The sequence below is a fragment of the Thalassovita autumnalis genome (assembly GCF_001458255.1).
GTDB classification, from domain to species: domain Bacteria; phylum Pseudomonadota; class Alphaproteobacteria; order Rhodobacterales; family Rhodobacteraceae; genus Thalassobius; species Thalassobius autumnalis.
On the sequence record NZ_CYSB01000040.1, the window covers coordinates 256,378 to 278,108 of the forward strand.

Here is a 21,731-nt window from a genome sequence, read left to right on the forward strand (position 1 = left end):
ACCAGGCCGTTAGCCGTCAGACACCCCAGCCTCGGCAAAGGTGGCCATGCCTGAATGACAGGCAATCGCGCCCTGCAGCACACCAATCGCCAATGCCGCACCGGACCCTTCGCCCAGGCGCAGACCAAGCGCCAGCAATGGGTCCTTGCCCAGCTGCTCCAACAATTTGCCATGGGCCGCTTCGGCGCTCACATGACCAGCAACAGCGTGATCCAACGCCTTGGCGTTCACCGCTTTCAAGGTTGCAGCGGCAGCACAGCAGATGAACCCATCCAGCAGCACCGGAATACGCTCAACCCGCGCCCGCGCCATTGCGCCTGCCATCGCGGCCAGCTCACGCCCGCCAAGACGGCGCAGCATTTCCAGCCCATCCCCCTGCCCGCCATGAAGCGCCACGGCTTCTGCGACAACGCGGGTTTTGTTTTCAAGCCCGGCGTCATCAACCCCGGTGCCCCGCCCGGTCCAATCCGCAGCCTCACCGCCATAAAGCGCATTACAGATCGCTGCGGCGGAGGTGGAATTGCCGATGCCCATTTCGCCGGTGATCAACAGATCGGCGTTCGGGTTCACAGCGTTCCAACCGGTTTGAAGCGCCTCAAGCAGCTCAGCCTCACTCATCGCGGGTGCCTGGGTGAAATCGGCGGTTGGTGTCTCCAGCGACAGCGCATGCACCGCCATCTGGGCGCCAAACGTGCGCGACAGCTGATTGATCGCCGCACCACCATGCTGGAAGTTCAAAACCATCTGTTCGGTCACTTCCGCAGGGAAGGCCGAGACCCCCTGCGCCATTACGCCGTGGTTGCCCGCAAAGATCAAAACCTGCGGAAAACGCAGCTTGGGCTTGGCATTGCCCTGCCAGCTGGCAAACCAAATGGCCAGATCCTCCAGACGGCCCAAAGCACCCGGTGGTTTGGTCAACTGCCCGTTGCGCGCACTGGCGGCAACCTGTGCCGAGAGGTCCGCAGACGCGGCGGTTGACAGAATTTGACGAAACTCGTCAAGTGATTGAAAACTTTGACTCATGACTTCCCCAAGCCCTTCTCTCATCCTTGCCTGAGTGTTTACCCGAATGTTAACCGTGGGCAAGCAGCAGAATGAGACTTCAAATGTATGAAAACGACAAACGCCGATATGAATACCGTGATATTGCGGTGTCTCTCGCCCTGCTGACAAGGCTACCTATACCTTTGAAGGGGGAAAGTTTTATCAGGGGTGCACATGCGGCCTGGGCCTACCCACTCGTAGGTGTTGTGCTTGGTTTCATTCTGGCAACCTTATCGGGAGTTTTGCTGTGGCTGGGCCTCGAATCTGGCGCCGTGGCCTTGGTGATTCTCGCCACCTCCGTCGTGCTGACTGGCGCCATGCACGAAGATGGTCTGGCCGATTGTGCCGACGGCTTCTGGGGCGGCTGGGAGAAGGACCGGCGGCTGGAGATCATGAAGGACAGTCAGATCGGCAGCTACGGGGTGATCGCGCTGGTTCTGTCCCTGGCGGCCCGCTGGTGGGCGCTGAGCCTGTTGCTGGATCAAGGCGCCTACGCCGCGCTGATCGCGGTTCCTGTGGTCAGCCGCGCTGCGATGCCCGCTGTGATGGCGGCGCTGCCCCACGCCCGCGCCACGGGGCTCAGCCATGCCCAAGGTCGCCCAGACGCAACCGTGGCCGCCAGCGCCGCCGGCATCGGCTTTGTGATCGCCGTGCTGATGCTGGGCTGGTCTGCCTTTACGGTGGCGATCCTGGCCGCGCTGACCATCGCAGCTGTGATCGCGATCGCGCGGGCCAAGATTGGCGGGCAAACCGGCGATGTGCTGGGGGCGACGCAACAACTGGTCGAGATTGTGCTGCTGATCGCGCTTTTCGGCTAATCTCGTAACCGCATCAAAAAACCGCGCCGGTTAGGGCGCGGTTTTCTGTAATCCGTCACTGATGACATCGCAGGTTTAGGCTGCGCGCGACACCAGAACTTCGTCCACTTTCTTGGCGGCGGCCACTTCGTCGCTGCCCGATACGGCGGCAACTTCGCGGGTCAGACGCTCCAGCGCAGCTTCATAAAGCTGACGCTCGGAATAGCTCTGCTCGCGCTGATCGTCGGTGCGGTGCAGGTCACGCACCACTTCGGCAATCGCAATCAAATCGCCCGAATTGATCTTCTGTTCATATTCCTGGGCGCGGCGCGACCACATCGCCCGCTTGACCTTGGCTTTGCCCTTCAGGGTTTTCATCGCCTGCGACACCACATCCGGGCTCGACAGCGAACGCATCCCGATTTCGGTGGCCTTATTGGTCGGCACGCGCAGGGTCATCTTGTCTTTCTCAAAGGAAATCACAAAGAGCTCCAGCTTGATGCCGGCAATCTCTTGTTCCTCGATCGAGACGATCTGACCAACGCCATGCGCCGGGTAAACCACGTAATCGTTCGGGCTGAATTCAGACTTCTTCGCTTTGCTCATGCAATCCTTCTCCGCAAGGACCGCCCAACACCCGGCGACAAAAAGACCGGGCGAGGTACGCAAATACGCTCGTCAGTCAGTGATTGTCACAAAGGTTCCATCCGCTGGTTTGCAAAAGGCGCGGATAAACGTCAGGCAGTCTTCGTCATGTCCTTGTCATATAGCACATTTTGGGGCGTCTCGAAAGCACCCCAAAAGAGACGAAAGGGGAATCTAGGGCAGAATCCCTGCCGATTCTCCTATTTTTTACCTTTTGGACCAGTTTTCTGCCCGAATCGGGCGAATCACTGATTCCCCATAGATCAGCTGCCCTCACCCGGCGCTTCGGAGAAATACTTCTCCAGCTTGTTGGGCTCGCCGTCTTTCTCCTCGGCGCCCGGCAGCGGATCCTTTTTCTCCAGGATCACCGGCCACAGCTCCGAGTATTTGCGGTTAAACTCGACCCACTTTTCCATTTCCGGCTCAGTGTCGGGGCGAATAGCGTCTGCTGGGCACTCGGGCTCACAAACGCCGCAGTCGATGCATTCATCGGGGTGGATGACCAGAGTGTTCTCACCCTCATAGAAACAGTCAACCGGACACACTTCGACGCAGTCGGTGTATTTGCAGGCAATGCAATTGTCGGTGACGACATAGGTCATGGCAGTCTCTCTGGCTTTTGGCTTGGCGACTTAGCTAATTCACTGAGCCGGATCATTCAAGCCTCGCTGGCGATCAAGGTCGATCATTCGCCGGTCGCGTTTTGTGGGGCGTCCTTTGCCTTCAAAACGGGGGCCGCGTGGAACCTTCTCCTGCGGTTCCGTCAAATCTGTGTACAGTGTTTGGGCCTCTGGGGCCGGGCCACGGCGTTCGCCGATGGCTTCAATTCGCACAACGCGAATCTGGTTCCCTTGGGGAAAGGTCAAAACATCCCCGGGCTTTACCGAATGCGCAGGCTTTGCAGCCTTGTCCGAGTTGACCCGCACATGTCCTGCCGAAACCATCTTCGAGGCCAGCCCGCGCGTCTTGTAAAAACGCGCGTGCCAGAGCCACTTGTCAAGCCGTTGCTTCGGCCCGTGTTGCGAAGCGGTTTCGGTCAAAAGACACCTCTGCGGGACAACCCCAATTCTCAAGGCTCATCAAAAGCCAGAGCGATCAGCCCTTTTTCAGTCCCATCAGCGCTGCTGCGAAGGGGTTATCAGGATCGATCGCCTTTTCCTTCTTCGGCGGACGGGCCTCATAGGATTTGGCGCCTTTCGGGCCACCACGGCCCTTGCCGTCGCCACGGGGTTTACCACCCTTGCCGCGCGGCTTGCCGCCGCCCTTGCGCTCACCACGGTCGCCGCCACGTTCGTTGCGGTCCCCACGGCCACGGCCACGGTTGCCACCCTGATTGCGGCGTCCGCCCCAAGCGAAGGTAAAGAACACCTCCATCTCAGGCTCAGCGGCCTCATCAGACGTGGCCTCTTCCGCAACAGCCTCTGCTGCAGCCTCCTCAACGGGGGCCTCTTCTGCAGGGGTTTCTGCCACCTCAGCGGCCTCAGCCGGGGCTTCAGCAGATGCATCGGCGGCCACTGCAACAGGCGCAGCTTTCACTTTCACACGCTCACCGCGTTCGGCGGTGTAGCCCAGACCCTGCATCAGGTCTGCAAACTGCTCCAGCGTCATACCGGTGATCGACAGCATGTCCGCTTTGGCCTCAAAGCCGCCACGGCTGTCTTCGACGCGCAGCATATCTGCCAGGCGTTCCAGCATGTCGATGCGGATCGAACGTTCGCCAGCAGCGCGGTAGCCCGCCATTGCGTCATAGCCTTCGGCAGCGCCTTTGTCGGTCGGTACAGTGACCAGGCCGGGCGGAGGTGCTTCGGGAAAGATATCGAGCCCTTTGGCCAGTGCCCAAAGCACCAGACGCAGACGGGTCGGCGCCGGTTTCAGCATCAGCGGCATGAAGATGGTGAACTGACCAAAACGCACGCCGTGTTTGCGCAGCGCGCCGCGGGCATCCTGATCCAGTGCCTTCACATCATCCGCCACCTGAGCGCGTGGGATCACACCAAGGTTTTCGACCATCTGGAAGGCAAAGCCACGGGCCAGCCCGTTCAGCTCTTCGTCTCGGCCCAGCGCCAGAAGCGGCTCAAACAGGGCGGCAATTTTGCGATCAATGAAATGCTGCAGGCGACGTTCAACCTTCTGTGCCACATCGGCACCAGCTTCGTCGTCAACAAAAGCAGTCACAACCGGCTTCAGCGGATCAGCGCCCGCCACCAGCTTGCCCACCGCCTCGGTGCCCCACATCAGGCCACCCTGCTCAGTGAAATCAATTTCGGTATCGGGTGCATTGTAGAAGCGATCAGCGCGCAGCGAAAAATGCGGCGCCAGTGCCTGCAAGCTGGCCTGACGCAGCGTCTTGGCCTCCTGACCGCTTGCGTCTTTATCCTGACGGAAACGGAACCCTTCCAAACGACCGACGAATTCGCCTTCGACGGTCACTTCACCCTTATCATTTACTTCGGCCAAAAGGGCCTCCTTCTGCTTGAGCCGGCGCAAAAGCACGGATGTGCGCCGGTCCACAAATCTTTGGGTCAGACGCTCGTGCAGCGCATCCGACAATCGGTCTTCTACAGCGCGAGTCTCGCCGCGCCAATGACTTTCGTCATCTACCCAACCGGAACGTTGTGCGACATAAGTCCACGTGCGGATAAATGAGAGACGTTTCGACAATGTGTCAATGTCGCCATCTGTCCTGTCGATCCGTTGCACTTGCCGGGCCAACCAGTCATTTGGCACCCTGCCCTTTTCATGCAGGTAGCCAAAAACGGTTTCCAGAAGCTGCGCATGTTCGGCGTGGCTGATGCCCCGGAAATCCGGCACGCGGCAGACATCCCACAGCAGTTTCACCGACGGCCCGTCACTGGCACGGGCGGCAATCTCGGCCACCTGCGACAGCGCTTTCAGCGCCAAGAGGTCATCGGCATCGCGCGAACGGATCAGCATTTCATGATCCGGTGCCGCCTCAAGCGAGCGGATCAGCGCATCCGGCGTGCCAAACTGCAGCCGCGCGTTGCGCCAATGCAGCTTGCGCACCGGGGCAAACCGGTGATCCATGATCGCCTGCGCCACACCTTCATCCAGCGGCTCGGCCTCTCCTGTCACGCCAAAGGTGCCGTCCGACATGCCGCGCCCGGCCCGGCCCGCGATCTGGGCCAGTTCGTTTGGCATCAACATGCGCATCCGACGACCGTCGAATTTCACGGTTGAGGAAAAGGCAACATGGTTGATGTCCAGGTTCAGGCCCATCCCGATGGCATCTGTGGCCACCAGATAGTCCACGTCCCCGTTCTGGTAGAGTTCGACCTGCGCATTGCGGGTGCGTGGGCTGAGCGCCCCCATCACCACCGCAGCGCCGCCTTTCTGACGGCGGATCAGTTCGGCGAAGGCATATACATCGTCAACCGAAAACCCAACAACTGCGGAGCGGGGTTTCATGCGCGAGATTTTGCGTGACCCGGTGTATTCCAGCTGGCTCATCCGTTCGCGCCGCATGAACTGCACACCCGGAACCAGCGCAGCAATCGCCGGCCGCATGGAATCAGAGCCAAGGAAGATGGTTTCCTGCAAGCCCCGTGAGCGCAGCAAACGGTCTGTGAAAACATGACCCCGTTCAGGATCAGCACAGAGCTGAATTTCGTCGACGGCCAGGAAATCACAGCCCATGCCCTCTGGCATCGCCTCAACCGTGCAGACCCAATATTGCGCCCGGTCGGGCACGATCCGCTCTTCGCCGGTGACCAGCGCCACAACCGAAGGCCCCCGTGCAGCTACGATCTTGTCATAGACCTCACGCGCCAACAAACGCAGCGGCAGCCCGATCACACCTGTGCGATAGGCCAGCATCCGTTCGATGGCGTAGTGGGTTTTACCGGTGTTGGTCGGCCCAAGGACCGCCGTTATCCGGGAATTCTGGGGCATGATCTGTCCCTGACGTCTTTACAGGCTTTGCCCTTGCACCAGAGGTGCGAGGCGTTCAACGGCTTCCGTTGCTTCCTCGTAATGCGGGTGAATGGTCAGCACAAGCCGATAGGCCTCCAGCGCCAGCTCATGCTCTTCAAGTTGCTCAAGGGTCACGGCCAAACCGAACAGTGACTCGTAATGATTCGGGTTGAGCACCAGCACCTGCTGCAGGTCCGAAAGGGCCAGACCGGGGCGATCCATGTGATGCCACAGCTGCGCCCTGAGCGCCCAGCCTTCGGCAAACTGCGGCGCATGGTCGGTCAGTGCGGTCAGGTGATCGGCAGCCGCGTCAAACTCACCGCGTTCAAGCGCCTCTTTCCCCCTTTTTAACAACAGGTTCATCGAGGCAGAGCCGGATTTGGACCACTCCAATTGCAGCTCCCGGCTCAGCTTGGTGGCCTCCACAGGATCGGCCTGTTGCAGCCGCTCCAGCAGATCTGCAACAGCGGCATCCTCGCCTTTGACGGGTGACGTAAACAGCACTAACGTCATGATTGCCGCGACGATAGGCTTGGGGCTGATTAGAACTACGCTCATAGTGAGACAAGTTTAGACCGAAGCCGGGATTTGAACAGCCCCGGTGGACAAAGAATGGATCACAACATCCGGAACAGATTGCCGGATCCCAAAGCAGAGGAACACTTCCATGACCGATAAAGTTGCAGCAGCCGTCGAGGCCCTGAACGAAAAAATGGCAGGCGCTGACTTCTCCGGTTCGGCCAAGTTTGTCATCGAAGGCGAAGCTTCGATCGTTGTTGACGGCGACGGCGCGCGTGCCAGCGACGAAGACACCGACGTTACCCTGACCGCAGATGCCGAAACCTTTGAGGCGATGCTGACCGGTGAAATGAACCCGACCTCCGCCTTCATGAGCGGCAAACTGACCATCGACGGTGACATGGGTCAGGCCATGGCGCTGGCCAGCGCCTTTGCCTAACCGCAGCTAAACGTCAACGGAAAGCGACCCAAATGGAACACGCCCCCTTCTTTGCCGAGATCGTCCAAGACTTCCCCAAGGCGGATGCCTGGTGGGTCACGGCAGAAGATGGGGTGCGCATCCGGGTCGCGGCCTGGCGTCCTGAGACAGCAGAGCCCGCCAAAGGCACTGTTCTGCTGTTTCCGGGACGCACCGAATATATTGAGAAATACGCCCCAACGGCGGGCGATTTCGCCAAAGCGGGCCTTGCCACACTGGCCATAGACTGGCGCGGACAGGGCATTGCGGACCGGCTGTTGGACAACCGGCTGATCGGCCATGTCGATAAGTTTCTGGATTTCCAGCACGACGTTCAGGCCGCGCTAAAGGCCGCGCGGGATCTGGACCTGCCGGAACCCTATTTCCTGCACGGGCATTCCATGGGTGGCTGCATTGGCCTGCGCGCCCTGCACGAAGGCCTGCCTGTTCAGGCCGCGTCCTTCTCGGGCCCGATGTGGGGCATTCTGATTGCTGCGCCGCTGCGCCCGGTGGCCTGGTCCGTTGGCTGGCTGAGCCGCCTTATTGGGTTTTCCGGCAAACTGGCCCCCAACACCAGCCTGACGCCCTATGTGCTGGAGGGCGACTTTGCCGACAACACGCTGACCCGGGATCGCAGCATGTGGGATCTGATGGCAGCGCAACTCAACGCACATCCCGACTTGGCGCTTGGTGGACCCAGCATCAACTGGCTTTATGAGGCGCTGTCAGAAATGCGCACCCTGTCGCAGATGCCCTCCCCCCGTCAGCCCTGCCTGACCTATCTGGGCGACAATGAACGCATCGTTGATCCCCAACGGATCAAGGACCGTATGGCTGCCTGGCCAAACGGTGAGCTGAGGATCGTCACCAACGGTGAACACGAAGTGCTGATGGAAAACATAGAGCGGCGGACCCAATTCGCCGCCGAGATTGCATCGCATTATCTGGCCACGGTGGCCGACGGCACAGCCGAAGCCGCCGAATAAAGCCGAACGACCCCACCGCACCGCGCATTTTCCACCATGGAGGGCACCACGCCCCTTGAGGCATGTCGACCTGCGGCATATGTCTGTCCTTAACAGACCAAAAGAGGTGCCCCATGTTTCAACTGCCCTTCCCGCTTCGCGATGTGACCGCCGACACCGGCGCCAAGGATCTGGGGGACCTGCCCGAGTGGGATCTGACCGATCTCTACACCAGCCCCGATGCCCCTGAACTGCAGGCTGATCTGGACTGGCTGGAACAGGAATGCGCCGCCTTTGCCGCCGATTACGAAGGCAAACTGGCCGATCTGGACGCCGCTGGTCTGCTGGAATGTGTGCAGCGCAACGAAAAGATCTCGACCAAAGCGGGCCGCGTCATGTCCTATGCAGGGCTGCGCTATTACCAGATGACCGTCGATGCAGACCGCGCCAAGTTCATGTCGGACTGTCAGGAAGCGATCACCAATTTCACCACGCCGCTGGTGTTCTACTCGCTGGAACTGAACCGGATCGATGATGATAAACTGGCCGCCATGCAGGCCGAAAACGCCGATCTGGCACGCTATAAGCCGGTGTTCGATCGTACTCGCGCGATGAAACCTTATCAGCTGTCTGATGAGCTTGAAAAGTTCCTGCACGATCTGTCGGTCACCGCTGATGCCTGGGAAAAGCTGTTCGACGAAACCATTGCCGGCCTCGGCTTTGAGGTGGATGGTGAGCCCTACAATATCGAAGGCACCCTGAACTTCCTGACCGAACAGGACCGCAGCAAACGCGAAGCGGCCGCACGGGAGCTGGCCACCGTCTTTGGCGCCAACATCAAAACCTTCGCCCGGGTGCACAACACGCTGGCCAAGGAAAAAGAGGTCGTGGACCGCTGGCGCACAATGCCCACCGCCCAGACCGCCCGCCACTTGTCCAACGATGTGGAGCCTGAGGTGGTTGAGGCGCTGCGCGACGCTGTGGTCAAAGCCTACCCCAAGCTGAGCCACCGCTATTACGAGCTGAAGCGCAAATGGCTGGGTCTGGACCGCATGCAGGTCTGGGACCGCAACGCGCCGCTGCCGATGGAAAGCACCAAGGTTGTTGACTGGGAAGCCGCCACAAATACCGTGATGGAGGCCTATAACGCCTTTGACCCGCGAATGGGTGAGATCGCCGATCCCTTCTTCACCAAGGGCTGGATTGATGCGGGCGTGAAACCGGGAAAAGCCCCCGGCGCCTTTGCCCACCCCACCGTGACCGAGGTGCACCCCTATGTGATGCTGAACTACCTTGGCAAACCGCGCGATGTGATGACCCTGGCGCATGAGCTGGGTCACGGCGTGCATCAGGTGTTGGCGGCGGAACAGGGCGAAATGTTGTCTTCCACCCCGCTGACCCTTGCCGAAACCGCCTCTGTCTTTGGGGAAATGCTGACCTTCCGTAAAATGCTGGAGAAGGCCGAAACCAAAGAAGAGCGCAAGATCCTGCTGGCCGGTAAGGTTGAGGATATGATCAACACCGTGGTGCGCCAGATCGCGTTCTACGACTTTGAATGTAAACTGCACGCTGCACGGCGCGAAGGTGAACTGACCCCGGATGACATCAACGATCTGTGGATGTCGGTGCAGGCCGAAAGCCTGGGCGATTCTTTTGACTTCATGGAAGGCTACGAAACCTTCTGGGCCTATATCCCGCACTTCGTGCATTCGCCCTTCTACGTCTACGCCTATGCCTTTGGCGACGGCTTGGTGAACGCGCTTTACGCGGTCTATGAGGAAAACCCCGAAGGCTTCCAGGACAAGTATTTTGACCTGCTGAAAGCAGGTGGGTCCAAGCACCACAAGGAACTGCTGGCCCCCTTTGGTCTGGACGCCAGTGATCCAACCTTCTGGGACAAGGGCCTCAGCATGATTTCCGGCATGATTGATGAGCTGGAAGCGATGGAGGACTGATCCCCGATCCGCACCTTAATGACAGGCCGCCTTGGGACACCTTGGCGGCCTGTTTTAGTGGACGGGGGCGCCTGCACCTGCCGTCGCGCAGTGAGTATTTTTGGATCATTGAAAGGCGGGAGTGAGTCTGGCTGAACCGGGCGCAATGCCGCTAGGCCGGGTCATCTGTAACATTGCCACCTTGCGGCTAACGTCCTGTCACAGCACCGTGAGGGCTGTAGCGCGGGGCTGAAACCTCCTCCACATTGGGATCAACCGAACCGGAGGAGACTGAAGATGCCCAGCCAACTGACCCGTCGCCACATCCTGCTGACCCTGCCCGCCGCAGCCGCCGCGCTGAGCCTGCCCAGCCTTGCCAGCGCCGCGACGCCGAAGATCTACACCGAAGACGGCATTGCCGTGGATGGATCGGATGTGGTGGCCTATTTCACTGACAAAAAGCCGGTGATGGGGCGCGCAGACATCACCCATGACTGGATGGGCGCCACCTGGCGGTTTGCATCTGAGGAAAATCGCGCCGCCTTCGCCGCCGACCCCGAGGCCTATGCGCCGCAGTTTGGCGGCTATTGCGCCTATGCGGTTGCCAATGGCGCCACCGCCCCCACTGTGCCCGAGGCCTGGCGCATTGTGGATGGCAAACTGTACCTGAACTTCTCCAAAGGGGTGCAGAAGCGCTGGCTTGAAGATGTGCCGGGCAACATCGCCAAAGCCAACGCAAACTGGCCCGCGGTATTGGACCGTTAAACCTCCACCTGCATCTGGCTGGAAAAGAAGCCTTCGGGGGCTGCCACCTCCTGCAGATGAGCGGTGGAGCCGCGCGGCGTGATCTGCCAGAACCGGGTGCCGGTGTTGCGCACAAAGGCGCGGTCATGACTGACGATCAGGGCTGTGGTGCCCTCGGCCTGCAGTTCGGCCTCCAAGGCTTCCTGTCCTTCAATGTCCAGGTGGTTGGTCGGCTCATCCAGAACGTAGAAGTTCGGCTGTTTCAGGCGCAACAGCAACATCGCCAGCCGCGCCCGCTGTCCACCTGACAAGTTAGACAGGGGGCGGTCCTGCATCTGATGGGCCATGCCGGCGCCAGCTAGCACCATCCGGGCAGACCGATCGCCGATGTCGGAACTGCCCGCCACCGCCTCCATCGGGGTTTTGAAGGATGCAAGCTGGCTAAGATCCTGCGTGGAGACACCCGGCACCGCCGAAGGCACCCCCCGGATCTGCGCATCCTGCCCGGTCAATGCCGCGATCACCCGTTTGACCAGCGTCGTTTTCCCAGACCCGTTGCCACCCAGCAAAACCACCCGGTCACCCCGGTTGATCCACAGCTGCGGGACCTTGAACAAAAGCGCCCCATCGGGCCGCAAAACCTCACAAGGGTCCAGCGTGACCAAGGCCTTGTTATGGGTGCTGGAGCTGTCGAGGCGGATCCGCCCGGCGCTACGGTCCTGTTGGGCGGGGCGCGCTGCCTCTTCCAGCCTGTCCGCCCGGGCGGTCAGCTGTTTGGTCTTGGTCAGCAAGAGGTCCGAGCCTGAGTTGATGCCGGTGTTTTTCAGCTTCGCCGCCTGACGCCGCAACTGGCCCGCTTTGGCCATGTCATTTTCAAACTGGCGCGCCTGGGCCGCGTCATGTTCCACCAGCGCAGCGCGCGCGGCGCCATAGGGCAGCGCATATTGCGGGGATCCATCTGTGCGCAGGAACAGGCTGCGATTGCAGGTCGCTTCCAGAAAGGCGCGGTCATGGCTGACGATCACACAGGCCACCTGCCGGGCCACTGTGGCCAGCCAGTCCTGTAGGATGCCGATCCGTTGCAGATCCAGATGGTTGGTCGGCTCATCCATCAGCAAGACATCGGGCTCTGCGATCCAGGCCCGCGCCAGCAGCGCCACCCGTTGCCAGCCGCCGGACAGCGTGGTCATCGGCTGGTGCCACAACTCAAAAGGCACCTGCAGATCAGCCAAAACCACATCCACCCGCCAGCTTTCATGTTCGGCCAGATCAGTGTCCAGCGCCCCCAGCACCACGTCATAAAGGCTGAGGGACAACAGATCGTCAGGCACATGCTGCGGCACTAGGGCTGGGCGCAGGCCACGGGCGGCGGTGCGCTCCCCCTCGGTGGGGTCCAACGTACCCGACAGCAACGACAGCAAGGTGGATTTACCGCGCCCGTTGGCGGCGATTACACCCAGGCGGTCACCTTTGTTCAGCGTGACAGAGAGGTCGCGAAACAGAGGATCCGCGAAAATGACAGCGGTTTTGTTCAGGGAAATCAGGGACATTTGCTCAGTCTTTCATGCACAGGGTGGCAGCGCATCGGCTGCCGATTAGGGCAAATCGAAAGACATGGCGCCGGCTAGGTTGGTCAGTGATCCGGCGGAATGCTGTCTCTGATCAGCCCTGCAAACGGATCTGCAGGGCACCCACCGGTCCGCGGGTTCGATCGTGATAACGTTTGATATGCATCCGACCCTCCCTCATTGACTGGTCTGGTTTTACAAGAACTAACGCGACGCTAGCGGGCCTCAACCCAAGGGTCAAGCCGCAGCGAAACGGTGGCGTCACTTCAGCTGACTGTCTTTGGAGCCGCGGCGATTGATGCCGCCGCGCTGCTGGAAGGCGCCATCACGTTCTTCCTGACAATCGATGCACAGTTTCACCCCGGGGCGCGCCAGACGGCGGGCTTCGGGGATTTCCTCTTCGCACTCAGCACAATGGGTCAGGCTATCCCCCTGAGGCTCCGCCCGAGAGGCCCTCATGCGGGCCAGCTCATCCTTGATCGAGGCTTCGATCTGTTCTTCCACTGCGCCATCACGCGCCCAACCACCAGCCATGGCCCCTCCTTAACACTGGGATTTATATGGCCCGGCTCAGCGCGAATGCAAATCAGCCGGATGCGGCGGATCAGACCAGCCCGGCCCCGCTCAGTCCAATTCGGTCCAAGGCCAAGGTTTGTCTTCGCTATCCGCCGTGATGTAGCGGGTCGCCTTGGCAAACCAGATACCGATATCGGTGCCAAATCCGGCAATCCGTTCATTGCGCCGTTTGCCATTGGTCAACAGGATCCCCGCCTGCAGCAGCGCCAGAACCCCGATCACGGTTGAGGCAAAGCCCATCATCACCCAGATCACGACGGAATACAGGATCCGCGCGCCCGGGCTTTCCACCACCACCAGCGATCGCGGTTCGGGCCGTGGTTCACGGTCCGGCATGACCTCATCAAATTCGTTAGGATCCGCCATGATCTTCCCTCAATCTCTCTGTCTTACATCTCTGTCTCAGACCAACGCCGCCCCGGCGCTGTTGCTTCGGCGCTATCATAACGTGAAGCCTACGCAAGGTAACCCTTGGTGTCACGCAGGCCTGTGCCTACCCTGCCGCGCAAACGGGAGGGATCAATGTTTAAATGGATTAAAAGGCTGTTCATCACAGCCCTCGTCTTGGCGGTGCTTGCATTTGCAGGCTTTGTCACCTTTGCACCAGCCTATGTGGCCAAACAAAGAAACGGTGTCATCGCCCATGATCCCTACCCGGTCTCAGACGCGGCAGCCGAACTGCATGCCAGCCTGCTGGTGGGCGACTGGCATGCCGATCCGCTGCTGGGAAACGCGACCTGACAGAACGTGGCACCTATGGTCAGGTCGACCTGCCCCGCCTGCGCGAAGGCAACGTGGGCATGCAGGTCTTTACCGCCGTGACAAAATCGCCTTCGGGCCAAAATTACGAACAGAACTCCGCCGAAGCGTTTGACAACATCACCCTTCTTGCGGTGGGTCAGCTGTGGCCGATGCGGACCTGGGACAGCCTGCTGCAGCGGGCGATCTATCAGGCTGACAAGCTGGCTGGCTTTGAGGCCAAGGCACCGGATCACCTGAAAATCGTCCGGTCCTTGGCAGATCTGGAGGAGGTGATTGCCGCACGCCAGAACGGATCGCAGGTGACCGCCGGCATCCTTGGCATCGAAGGCGCACATGCGCTGGAAGGCGACATTGCCAATATGGATGCGCTGGAGGATGCGGGATACCGGCTGATCGGGCTGCACCACTTCTTTGACAACGAGCTTGGCGGATCGCTGCATGGGATCAGCAACGCTGGCCTCAACGAATTTGGCACTGCCGTTGTGAGTGAGGCCGCCAAACGTGGTATGGTGATTGACGTCGCCCATTCCAGCCCTGCCGTGGCCCGCGACGTGCTGGCGCTGGTTGAACAACCGATTGTGGTCAGCCACTCGGGCTTGCACGGCTATTGCCCGGTCAAACGCAACTACCAGGACAGCCTGATGAAAGCGATTGCCGACAAGGGGGGTGTCATCGGCATGGGCTATTGGACCGGCGCCGCCTGTGATGACATCACGCCAGCCGGCATTGCCAAGATGATCAAGGCCGCTGTGGAGACACTGGGGGAAGATCACGTGTCACTGGGTTCGGACTTTGACGGTTCGGTCGAGACTGCTTTTGACACGTCGGAGCTGGCCGCACTGACCCACGCATTGATGCTGGAAGGTCTGAGCGAGCCGCAGATCCGCAAAGTGATGGGGGACAACATGCTGCGGGTGCTGCGCGCCAGTCTGAAGTGAGCGCAAGCGGCTAGGCTGCACGCCTCCGGCGGGAGTATTTGGAGATCATTGAAAGGGGCGCCATCATCAGCGGCGCCCCTTCTTCATTCAGACAGTGGCGAGGATTTGATCCAGCATCGCCTGGGTGCCGCGGGCCTGTTCCAGCGTCCAAGGGTATGCCGCCCCCTGCCGGATGGAACGACCAAAGTTCTGCACCTGCAGCACATATTGGTTCACGCCGGCAAAACGTTCCACCGTGGTGCTGCCATCCGGGCGTTTGATATGCAGCTCCGCCTGATCGAACACATTGGCGTTAAACGGGCAGGTCAGGGTCAGCAAAGCCTCCGTGCCATGAAAATGTACCTCTTGCCGGTTCGCCATGCGGATGGAGGTGAAACCCTGATAGGTAAAGCCGGGAAAATCAAAGCCGACATCGGCAAAGACATCAACGCCATAATCCATCTGAACCCGCGCATGGCTCAGGCGTTGTGGTTCTTGCCCTGTGGCCCAACGGGCGGAGCCGAGGGTGTAGACACCAATGTCACGCAGGCCACCACCGCCCTTTTCCGCCTGATTGCGGATGTTGCCCTGATCCAGATTGCGGAAGGTGAAAGCCGCGTTGACATGACACAGCTCCCCCAATGTGCCATCTGCGATCAATTCTTTCGCACGCTGCCACTGCGGGTGATGCACGATCATATAAGCCTCAGCCGCCAGCAGACCGGTTTGATCCCGCACCGCGATCAGCCGGTCAATCTGGGCCACATCCATGCCCACGGGCTTTTCACATAGGACGTGTTTGCCGGCCTCCAACGCCTTGATAGCCCAATCCACATGCAGGTGGTTTGGCAGCGGGATGTAAACCGCATCGATGTTGGGATCGCCCAGCAGGTCGTCATAGCTGTTGTGATGGGTGATCCCCGGCGCAAAAGCGGCGAATTCAGCGAATTTTTCCGCACTGGAGGTCGCAAGCGCTGCAAGCTCCGCCCCTTCGGCAGCATGAATGGCCGGGGCCATATGTTGGCGGGCAAAACGGGCCGCGCCCAGAATGCCCCAGCGGACAGGTTGATCAGTCATGTTAGCGCTCCCGTGGATTTTGCCGCGACTTTACGAGCCGCAGCACCCGGAGGCAAGTTGACGATCAGGCGGCGCGCTGGGGCAACTGCTGCATGGCGTGCTCCACACGTTCCACAGCTTTGTCTTTCCACCCCTTGCCGGTCAGATCCAGACAGTTCTGGCGCAGGAACCAGAAGAGATATTCAGCGTTGGGCCAGTCCTTTTGGCGCGCCTCAACGGCCAGAGCTGGAAAATCGGCAAGATCCGTGACCGTCAGCACATTGTGATGGAACCCAACGGGTGAGAAGACCAGCGAGGGCACCTCATGCAGCATCGCCTCAAAACTCACGCTGGAGCCAAGGCTGCAGCAGAGCGATGCGCCATTCAGCACGTCATGCACATTGGCCTCCACCAGTTGCAGCGCTGGTGTATCCTGTGCCATTTCGCGCAGCTCATGCCAAACGGCCCCGGACTGGCCCTCCGGATGGGCTTTGACCACAAGGCGGTCGCCCGGCAGATGCTGCAACAGGGCCTGCACCATCTGTAGATCACTGATGTCGCCAGCTTCGGATGCCTGTTCCGGGCCAAGGAAAACCGCGACATGGCCCTGACCGAAATCCTGTGTCAGATCAGGCTGCGGGCGTTTGGACTGGCGTTGTGTGACCAGGCGGCGCTGCTGGCGCTCAAAGAAAGCGCGCGCGCGATGGGCGGGCACTGTGATGGGATCAAAGGATGCAGCCGCAATGGCGCTGGCCTCACCGGTGCCCAACGGATCCATGTACCAGAAATCGCGCAGGGGGCCCGGTGCCGTATTCAACACATTCGGCAGATCGATCTGGCCCTCATGCACGATATGGAACAGGTCCCCCGCATAGTCAGATTTCACATCTGAGATCGGATCGACCCGGAATGAGACCTGCCAGCCAGACCGCTGTAGCGCACGGCAGAGGTCGCCATAAAATCCGGCGGCCTGTGGATGGGCCAAGCCAGCTTGGGAAGGGGGCAAATGGATGAGACAGCGGCTCATGAAAAGGGTCCTCGATCACGACGCCAAAAGCGATGCAATCCAAGGTTGATTTCGGGAAGTGATACCTCTTCCACCCGATCCGTCCTGACCACGGCCACTCGCACGTCTTCGTCTATTTAATTCTGGATGCAAAATATAAAGCCCCCTGTATTCATTCAATGATACAGAAGGATAGCTAACCCAAAGCATGCCCCTGCTCCCTTCGGAAGCGCATGGCAAATCCTAGACTTTGCAATCAAAAAAGAAGCCCCTCACCCGTATAAGGGCAAGAGGCACTACTCAAGGTTTAGCTTCACACACGTCGCGGCAGAGTTACGCCAGCGCCAGCATACCGCGTTCTGCAGCCAGATCGCGCATCCGCTTCTGCAATTTCTCAAAAGCGCGCACTTCAATCTGGCGGATCCGTTCCCGGCTGACGTCATATTGGCCCGACAGATCTTCCAGCGTCACGGTCTCATCCGACAGGCGGCGTTGCACCAGAATATCGCGCTCACGCTCATTCAGCACATCCATCGCTTGTGACAGCAACTCACGGCGCGCTTCCAACTCATCACGTTCCGCGTAGTCACCGGCCTGGTCGGCATCTTCATCTTCCAGCCAGTCCTGCCATTCCATGGTGCCTTCGCTTTCGGCACCCACCTGTGCATTCAGCGAGGCATCGCCACCGGACATCCGGCGGTTCATCGAGATCACCTCATCCTCGGTCACGCCCAGATCGTTGGCGATCTGTTTGACGTTCTCGGGACGCAGGTCGCCCTCTTCCAGGGCGCCGATGCGGGCCTTGGCTTTGCGCAGATTAAAGAACAGTTTCTTCTGTGCCGAGGTGGTGCCGAGTTTCACTAGCGACCACGAGCGCAGGATGTATTCCTGGATCGAGGCACGGATCCACCACATGGCATAGGTCGCCAGACGGAAGCCTTTTTCCGGGTCAAAGCGTTTCACAGCCTGCATTAGGCCAACGTTGGCTTCGGAAATCACCTCACCCTGAGGCAGGCCGTAGCCGCGATAGCCCATTGCAATCTTTGCTGCCAGACGCAGGTGAGAGGTCACCATCTTGTGGGCCGCGGCGCTGTCCTGCTCCTCTACCCAGCGTTTTGCCAGCATGTATTCCTCTTCCGGCTCCAGCATTGGAAATTTCCGGATTTCCTGCATGTAACGGTTCAGCCCGCCTTCGGGGGTCGGTGCCGGGAGGTTTGCGTAGTTGCCCATTGTTCCCTGTTCCAAGTTTAATGTTTAAGAGCTTAACATCCAGTTAAGAACGCTGTTAGCGCCTTTCAAGAGCCGCTCTTGGAAAAATCTCATCTGCTGTACGTAATATTGGCGCACAATCGCCCGGGGGAAACCCCTGCTACAGTGCGCTCACGCGCATGTGCTGTTTGTGACAGTCCGCGCGCACCACCGCAAAACAAAAGAGCCGCCATAAATGCATGGCGGCTCTGCAAGAATGTTTGGATCAGCACGCCTCAGCCTTTGGGGCCGACCCGCATTGCCTCAATCAGCTTGGTCATGTCGCTGGGCAGAGGGGCCTCAAACCGCATCTCGTCGCCGGTAACCGGATGGACAAACCCCAGAACCGCCGCATGCAGGGCCTGACGCGGGAAGTCCTTGGCGGCATTCACACCGCGGATACCCAATGTCTTCTCCGACAGTTTGCGCCGCCCGCCATAGGTTTGATCGCCAATCAGCGAATGACCGGCATGGGCCATATGAACGCGGATCTGATGGGTCCGGCCGGTTTCCAGCCAGCATTCCACCAGCGCGGCCACTTCAGGGCTACCAAAGGCCTCAACAATACGCACGCGGGTCACGGCGTGGCGCCCGCCCTCAAACAGCACCGCCTGACGCTGGCGATCGGTTTTGTGTCGTGCCAGCTGGGTGGTGATCTTCATGATATTGCCGGTTTCAAAGTTCACCCCTTTGACCCCGCGCACACGTGGATCATTGGCATCCGGCACGCCGTAACACACCGCCTGATAATAGCGTTCCACCGTGTGTTTTTCGAATTGCGCGGCTAGACCGTGGTGCGCCTTGTCGGATTTCGCAACGACCAGCAAGCCGCTGGTGTCCTTATCAATCCGGTGCACGATCCCCGGACGTTTTGATCCGCCCACCCCCGACAGCGTATCACCGCAATGATGCAGCAGCGCGTTCACCAAGGTGCCCGATGGTGTGCCGGGCGCCGGATGCACCACCATGCCCACCGGTTTGTTGATGACGATCAGGTCGTCATCTTCATAGATCACATCCAGCGCAATCTCTTCCGGGCCGATGTGGCTTTCCTCCGCCTGCGGGACGGTGATCTCAATCACGTCGCCTTCGGCCACACGCCCCTTGGGATCAGTCAGGGCTTCGCCGCCGCGTGAGACCATGCCATCCGCCATCAGTTTCGCCAACCGCGTGCGGGACAGCGCAGCTTCGGCTGGCACATCGCGCGAAAGCGCCTTATCAAGGCGTTTGGGCGGATCCGCCTGAATGGTGACGGAAAGCTGCGTGAGCGACATGGATAACTCCCAAGAGCCAGAGACCGAAGAGACACCCGCAGCCGAGCTGCCGGCGGAGCTGAAATTCCTGCGCCTGTTGGTGACAGGGCTGACAGGGACGATGATTGTCGGGCTTTTAGTGCTGATCGCGGTGATTGTCATCCGCTTCAACGACAAATCGCTGGAATTCCCTGAAACGCTGGTTCTGCCCGATGGTGTGACGGCTGAGGCCTACACCCAGACCAAACGCTGGCAGGCGGTGGTGACCGAAGATGACCAGGTGCTGATCTACAGCCGCGCCACGGGTGAGCTGTCACAGGTGATTGAGCTGCATCAGGGCGAGACTGCGAAGTAAGACACTCTAGCGCGGGCGTCAGCCCGTGCCGCGCCTGACCTTCCCCCCGGGAAGGCGCATTTGCGATGTCTTTTACTATACAGCAAGGCGTCCCTTGTGGAGAACCAATCCGAGCCACCCCTGTTTTCAAGCGCCTCCCCAAGGTCAGGCACGGCCCAAACTGGAAGCAAAAAACGCCCGCCGATTGGCAGGCGTTCGTTTTTGTAGCTCAGTAAATCCTCAGGGTATGTAATCCACCGGCGCGAAGCTTTCGGCGCGGGCGCGTTCCCAGCGTTTCATGTAGCCGCCCCCCACATCTTCGTTCCGCAGCAGGAAGCCCTCGGGCAGATAGGGATAGACCTCATCCCCGGTTTTCATGTCCGCGTCTTTTTCTCGGATCAGCAGGTGGTGCGGCAGGAACTGACTTGGATGATCCAACCCGGCAGCGCCGGTCATTTCAGCCAGCGCATGCATGGTGTTGTTGTGGAAGCGGTAGACCCGTTCGGACTTGATCGGCACATTGAGGGCGCGCTGGCGCAGCGGATCCTGCGTGGCGACCCCCACAGGGCAATGGTTGGTGTGGCAGGCCTGCGCCTGAATGCACCCGATGGAAAACATATAGCCCCGCGCCGAGTTCGCCCAATCCGCCCCGAGCGCGATGATACGCGCCAGATCAAAGGCCGAGGTGATCTTGCCCGAAGCGCCGATTTTCAGACGGTGCCGCAGGTTCACCCCACGCATTGTGTTGTGAACGAAGGTCAGACCTTCGGTCAGGGGCATGCCCAGATGGTCGGCAAATTCCACCGGCGCCGCACCGGTGCCGCCCTCTTTGCCGTCCACAACAATAAAGTCAGGCACGATATCCGTTTCCAGCATCGCCTTAACCAGACACATGAACTCCCGCCGGTGACCGATACACATTTTCAGCCCCACCGGCTTGCCGCCTGACAGTTCCTTCAGTCGGGCAATGAACTGGCACAGCTCAATCGGTGTCTCAAACTCCGGATGGCGCGCGGGCGATACACAGTCCTGCCCCATCGGCACATCCCGCGCTTCGGCAATCTCAGGGGTGATCTTGGCCGCAGGCAGAACCCCGCCGTGGCCCGGCTTGGCACCCTGGCTCAGCTTCACCTCAATCATCTTCACCTGCGGGTTTGACGTCACCTTGGTGAATTTTTCAGGATCAAACCGGCCCTCAGGGGTACGACAGCCAAAATAGCCCGAACCGATCTGGTAGATCAGATCGCCCCCACCTTCTTTGTGGTAGCGGCTGATACCGCCCTCACCGGTGGTATGGGCAAAGCCACCCTTTTTGGCCCCGGTGTTCAGCGCCAGAATCGCATTGGCCGACAGCGCCCCGTAACTCATGCCGGAGATATTGTAGATCGAGGCCTCATAGGGCTGTTTACATTCAGGACCGCCAACGGTGATGCGGAAATCGTGATCTTCGATATCCTTGGGTGCCACCGAATGGGTGATCCACTGATAGCCCGAGTCGTATACGCGCTGCCGGGTGCCAAAGGGCCGCTTGTCCTCCACCCCTTTGGCGCGCTGATAAATCAGCGACCGGGCATCGCGGGAAAACGGTTCCTCATCCTGATCGCTTTCGATCAGATATTGACGGATTTCCGGGCGGATCCCTTCAAACAGGAACCGCATATGGCCGATCACCGGATAGTTCCGCAGGATCGCATGGCGCGGTTGCACCAAATCGCGGATGCCTAAGATCGTGAAGGCCGAGAAGATAAGAAAAGGGATTAAAAACCATGAGTTAAAAGCAGCTGCCAGCAATGACAGCGCGGTCAATGCCGTAACGATCAAGAAGATCAGGTAGCGTCCCATCGCAGATGTCCTTTGTTAGACGGGTCCGAAGTTCGGACAGCGCATTGCGACAGGTCTGCAAAATGCGGGCCATCCCAAAGGGTTGACCCGTTGCCTGGCCCTGGGGCTGGCAGGTCGTGCGGATGATGCATCGC

At 59.8% G+C, this 21,731-nt stretch carries 22 protein-coding genes; 8 read left to right on the forward strand and 14 right to left on the reverse strand.

All coding sequences use genetic code 11. From position 1 onward, the window contains the following. Window positions 1–9 precede the first annotated feature (9 nt). Window positions 10–1,023: a nicotinate-nucleotide--dimethylbenzimidazole phosphoribosyltransferase gene (gene cobT / locus TL5118_RS17950; RefSeq protein ID WP_058244224.1), complete on the reverse strand. Its 1,014-nt coding sequence runs from the start codon at window positions 1,021–1,023 to the stop codon at window positions 10–12. 83 nt (window positions 1,024–1,106) lie between these two features. On the opposite strand from cobT, the gene cobS reads away from it, so the two are divergent. Continuing rightward, window positions 1,107–1,862 (forward strand): adenosylcobinamide-GDP ribazoletransferase, encoded by a 756-nt coding sequence (gene cobS, locus TL5118_RS17955; protein ID WP_058244225.1) that lies wholly within the window; start codon window positions 1,107–1,109, stop codon window positions 1,860–1,862. 75 nt (window positions 1,863–1,937) lie between these two features. On the opposite strand, the gene TL5118_RS17960 is transcribed toward cobS, so the two are convergent. From TL5118_RS17960 to TL5118_RS17980, 5 genes are all read right to left on the reverse strand, one after another. After that, window positions 1,938–2,447, reverse strand: a complete 510-nt coding sequence (locus TL5118_RS17960) for a CarD family transcriptional regulator (RefSeq protein ID WP_058244226.1) — start codon at window positions 2,445–2,447, stop codon at window positions 1,938–1,940. Window positions 2,448–2,749: 302 nt separating this feature from the next. Beyond that, a complete protein-coding gene (gene fdxA, locus TL5118_RS17965) occupies window positions 2,750–3,088 on the reverse strand; it encodes a ferredoxin FdxA (RefSeq protein ID WP_058244227.1) in 339 nt (112 codons plus the stop codon). 39 nt (window positions 3,089–3,127) lie between these two features. Beyond that, window positions 3,128–3,526 carry an RNA-binding S4 domain-containing protein gene (locus TL5118_RS17970; RefSeq protein WP_058244228.1) on the reverse strand — a complete coding sequence of 133 codons (399 nt, stop codon included), beginning with the start codon at window positions 3,524–3,526 and terminating at the stop codon, window positions 3,128–3,130. Window positions 3,527–3,581: 55 nt separating this feature from the next. Beyond that, the gene (locus tag TL5118_RS17975; RefSeq protein WP_058244229.1) at window positions 3,582–6,395 is read right to left on the reverse strand and encodes a helicase-related protein; all 2,814 of its coding nucleotides are present in this window, start codon (window positions 6,393–6,395) and stop codon (window positions 3,582–3,584) included. Window positions 6,396–6,413: 18 nt separating this feature from the next. After that, a complete protein-coding gene (locus TL5118_RS17980) occupies window positions 6,414–6,974 on the reverse strand; it encodes a tetratricopeptide repeat protein (protein ID WP_082626334.1) in 561 nt (186 codons plus the stop codon). A 109-nt stretch (window positions 6,975–7,083) separates the two neighbouring features. Here TL5118_RS17980 and TL5118_RS17985 point away from each other — a divergent pair, with 109 nt between their 5' ends. The 4 genes from TL5118_RS17985 to TL5118_RS18000 all read left to right on the forward strand — a co-directional run bounded on the left by TL5118_RS17985 (window position 7,084) and on the right by TL5118_RS18000 (window position 11,056). Continuing rightward, window positions 7,084–7,374 (forward strand): SCP2 sterol-binding domain-containing protein, encoded by a 291-nt coding sequence (locus tag TL5118_RS17985; RefSeq protein ID WP_058244231.1) that lies wholly within the window; start codon window positions 7,084–7,086, stop codon window positions 7,372–7,374. Between the two features lie 32 nt (window positions 7,375–7,406). Continuing rightward, window positions 7,407–8,378, forward strand: a complete 972-nt coding sequence (locus tag TL5118_RS17990; RefSeq protein WP_058244232.1) for an alpha/beta hydrolase — start codon at window positions 7,407–7,409, stop codon at window positions 8,376–8,378. Window positions 8,379–8,491: 113 nt separating this feature from the next. Continuing rightward, window positions 8,492–10,312 (forward strand): M3 family oligoendopeptidase, encoded by a 1,821-nt coding sequence (locus TL5118_RS17995; protein ID WP_058244233.1) that lies wholly within the window; start codon window positions 8,492–8,494, stop codon window positions 10,310–10,312. Between the two features lie 276 nt (window positions 10,313–10,588). Further along, window positions 10,589–11,056, forward strand: a complete 468-nt coding sequence (locus TL5118_RS18000; protein ID WP_058244234.1) for a YHS domain-containing (seleno)protein — start codon at window positions 10,589–10,591, stop codon at window positions 11,054–11,056. On the opposite strand, the gene TL5118_RS18005 is transcribed toward TL5118_RS18000, so the two are convergent. The 3 genes from TL5118_RS18005 to TL5118_RS18015 all read right to left on the reverse strand — a co-directional run bounded on the left by TL5118_RS18005 (window position 11,053) and on the right by TL5118_RS18015 (window position 13,545). Further along, window positions 11,053–12,585 (reverse strand): ATP-binding cassette domain-containing protein, encoded by a 1,533-nt coding sequence (locus tag TL5118_RS18005; RefSeq protein WP_058244235.1) that lies wholly within the window; start codon window positions 12,583–12,585, stop codon window positions 11,053–11,055. The genes TL5118_RS18000 and TL5118_RS18005 overlap by 4 nt on opposite strands. Before the next feature lie 279 nt (window positions 12,586–12,864). Next, the gene (locus tag TL5118_RS18010) at window positions 12,865–13,137 is read right to left on the reverse strand and encodes a DksA/TraR family C4-type zinc finger protein (RefSeq protein WP_058244236.1); all 273 of its coding nucleotides are present in this window, start codon (window positions 13,135–13,137) and stop codon (window positions 12,865–12,867) included. A gap of 90 nt (window positions 13,138–13,227) precedes the next feature. Beyond that, window positions 13,228–13,545 (reverse strand): DUF4389 domain-containing protein, encoded by a 318-nt coding sequence (locus tag TL5118_RS18015; RefSeq protein WP_058244237.1) that lies wholly within the window; start codon window positions 13,543–13,545, stop codon window positions 13,228–13,230. 156 nt (window positions 13,546–13,701) lie between these two features. On the opposite strand from TL5118_RS18015, the gene TL5118_RS21755 reads away from it, so the two are divergent. Next, entirely contained in the window at window positions 13,702–13,920 is a 219-nt protein-coding gene (locus TL5118_RS21755) for a hypothetical protein (RefSeq protein WP_306345428.1), read from the forward strand. Window positions 13,921–13,958: 38 nt separating this feature from the next. Next, complete coding sequence (locus TL5118_RS18020) at window positions 13,959–14,879, forward strand: dipeptidase (RefSeq protein WP_370701690.1); 921 nt, start codon at window positions 13,959–13,961, stop codon at window positions 14,877–14,879. 87 nt (window positions 14,880–14,966) lie between these two features. Here TL5118_RS18020 and TL5118_RS18025 read toward each other — a convergent pair whose 3' ends face one another. The 4 genes from TL5118_RS18025 to TL5118_RS18040 all read right to left on the reverse strand — a co-directional run bounded on the left by TL5118_RS18025 (window position 14,967) and on the right by TL5118_RS18040 (window position 19,442). Continuing rightward, on the reverse strand, window positions 14,967–15,935 hold the full coding sequence (locus tag TL5118_RS18025; protein ID WP_058244238.1) for a Gfo/Idh/MocA family protein: 969 nt from the start codon (window positions 15,933–15,935) through the stop codon (window positions 14,967–14,969). A 64-nt stretch (window positions 15,936–15,999) separates the two neighbouring features. Then, entirely contained in the window at window positions 16,000–16,941 is a 942-nt protein-coding gene (locus TL5118_RS18030) for a hypothetical protein (protein WP_058244239.1), read from the reverse strand. Between the two features lie 312 nt (window positions 16,942–17,253). Next, window positions 17,254–18,150, reverse strand: coding sequence for an RNA polymerase sigma factor RpoH (rpoH, locus tag TL5118_RS18035; protein WP_058244240.1), 897 nt, complete (start codon window positions 18,148–18,150; stop codon window positions 17,254–17,256). 254 nt (window positions 18,151–18,404) lie between these two features. Beyond that, window positions 18,405–19,442 (reverse strand): RluA family pseudouridine synthase, encoded by a 1,038-nt coding sequence (locus TL5118_RS18040; RefSeq protein ID WP_058244241.1) that lies wholly within the window; start codon window positions 19,440–19,442, stop codon window positions 18,405–18,407. Between TL5118_RS18040 and TL5118_RS18045 the strand changes: the two genes are divergently transcribed. Then, window positions 19,441–19,776, forward strand: coding sequence for a DUF6476 family protein (locus TL5118_RS18045; RefSeq protein WP_058244242.1), 336 nt, complete (start codon window positions 19,441–19,443; stop codon window positions 19,774–19,776). The two genes, TL5118_RS18040 and TL5118_RS18045, sit on opposite strands and share 2 nt — an antisense overlap. A 219-nt stretch (window positions 19,777–19,995) precedes the next feature. Here the strand turns inward: TL5118_RS18045 and TL5118_RS18050 are convergent, their stop codons facing one another. Further along, a complete protein-coding gene (locus tag TL5118_RS18050; protein ID WP_058244243.1) occupies window positions 19,996–21,597 on the reverse strand; it encodes an FMN-binding glutamate synthase family protein in 1,602 nt (533 codons plus the stop codon). Window positions 21,598–21,731: the final 134 nt, after the last annotated feature.

Coding starts and splice junctions, on each gene's coding strand:
- cobT (WP_058244224.1), bottom strand. CDS start 1,023: ATGAGTCAAAGTTTTCAATCACTTGACGAGTTTCGTCAAATTCTGTCA.
- cobS (WP_058244225.1), top strand. CDS start 1,107: ATGTATGAAAACGACAAACGCCGATATGAATACCGTGATATTGCGGTG.
- TL5118_RS17960 (WP_058244226.1), bottom strand. CDS start 2,447: ATGAGCAAAGCGAAGAAGTCTGAATTCAGCCCGAACGATTACGTGGTT.
- fdxA (WP_058244227.1), bottom strand. CDS start 3,088: ATGACCTATGTCGTCACCGACAATTGCATTGCCTGCAAATACACCGAC.
- TL5118_RS17975 (WP_058244229.1), bottom strand. CDS start 6,395: ATGCCCCAGAATTCCCGGATAACGGCGGTCCTTGGGCCGACCAACACC.
- TL5118_RS17980 (WP_082626334.1), bottom strand. CDS start 6,974: ATGAGCGTAGTTCTAATCAGCCCCAAGCCTATCGTCGCGGCAATCATG.
- TL5118_RS17985 (WP_058244231.1), top strand. CDS start 7,084: ATGACCGATAAAGTTGCAGCAGCCGTCGAGGCCCTGAACGAAAAAATG.
- TL5118_RS17990 (WP_058244232.1), top strand. CDS start 7,407: ATGGAACACGCCCCCTTCTTTGCCGAGATCGTCCAAGACTTCCCCAAG.
- TL5118_RS17995 (WP_058244233.1), top strand. CDS start 8,492: ATGTTTCAACTGCCCTTCCCGCTTCGCGATGTGACCGCCGACACCGGC.
- TL5118_RS18000 (WP_058244234.1), top strand. CDS start 10,589: ATGCCCAGCCAACTGACCCGTCGCCACATCCTGCTGACCCTGCCCGCC.
- TL5118_RS18005 (WP_058244235.1), bottom strand. CDS start 12,585: ATGTCCCTGATTTCCCTGAACAAAACCGCTGTCATTTTCGCGGATCCT.
- TL5118_RS18010 (WP_058244236.1), bottom strand. CDS start 13,137: ATGGCTGGTGGTTGGGCGCGTGATGGCGCAGTGGAAGAACAGATCGAA.
- TL5118_RS18015 (WP_058244237.1), bottom strand. CDS start 13,545: ATGGCGGATCCTAACGAATTTGATGAGGTCATGCCGGACCGTGAACCA.
- TL5118_RS21755 (WP_306345428.1), top strand. CDS start 13,702: ATGTTTAAATGGATTAAAAGGCTGTTCATCACAGCCCTCGTCTTGGCG.
- TL5118_RS18025 (WP_058244238.1), bottom strand. CDS start 15,935: ATGACTGATCAACCTGTCCGCTGGGGCATTCTGGGCGCGGCCCGTTTT.
- TL5118_RS18030 (WP_058244239.1), bottom strand. CDS start 16,941: ATGAGCCGCTGTCTCATCCATTTGCCCCCTTCCCAAGCTGGCTTGGCC.
- rpoH (WP_058244240.1), bottom strand. CDS start 18,150: ATGGGCAACTACGCAAACCTCCCGGCACCGACCCCCGAAGGCGGGCTG.
- TL5118_RS18045 (WP_058244242.1), top strand. CDS start 19,441: ATGGATAACTCCCAAGAGCCAGAGACCGAAGAGACACCCGCAGCCGAG.
- TL5118_RS18040 (WP_058244241.1), bottom strand. CDS start 19,442: ATGTCGCTCACGCAGCTTTCCGTCACCATTCAGGCGGATCCGCCCAAA.
- TL5118_RS18050 (WP_058244243.1), bottom strand. CDS start 21,597: ATGGGACGCTACCTGATCTTCTTGATCGTTACGGCATTGACCGCGCTG.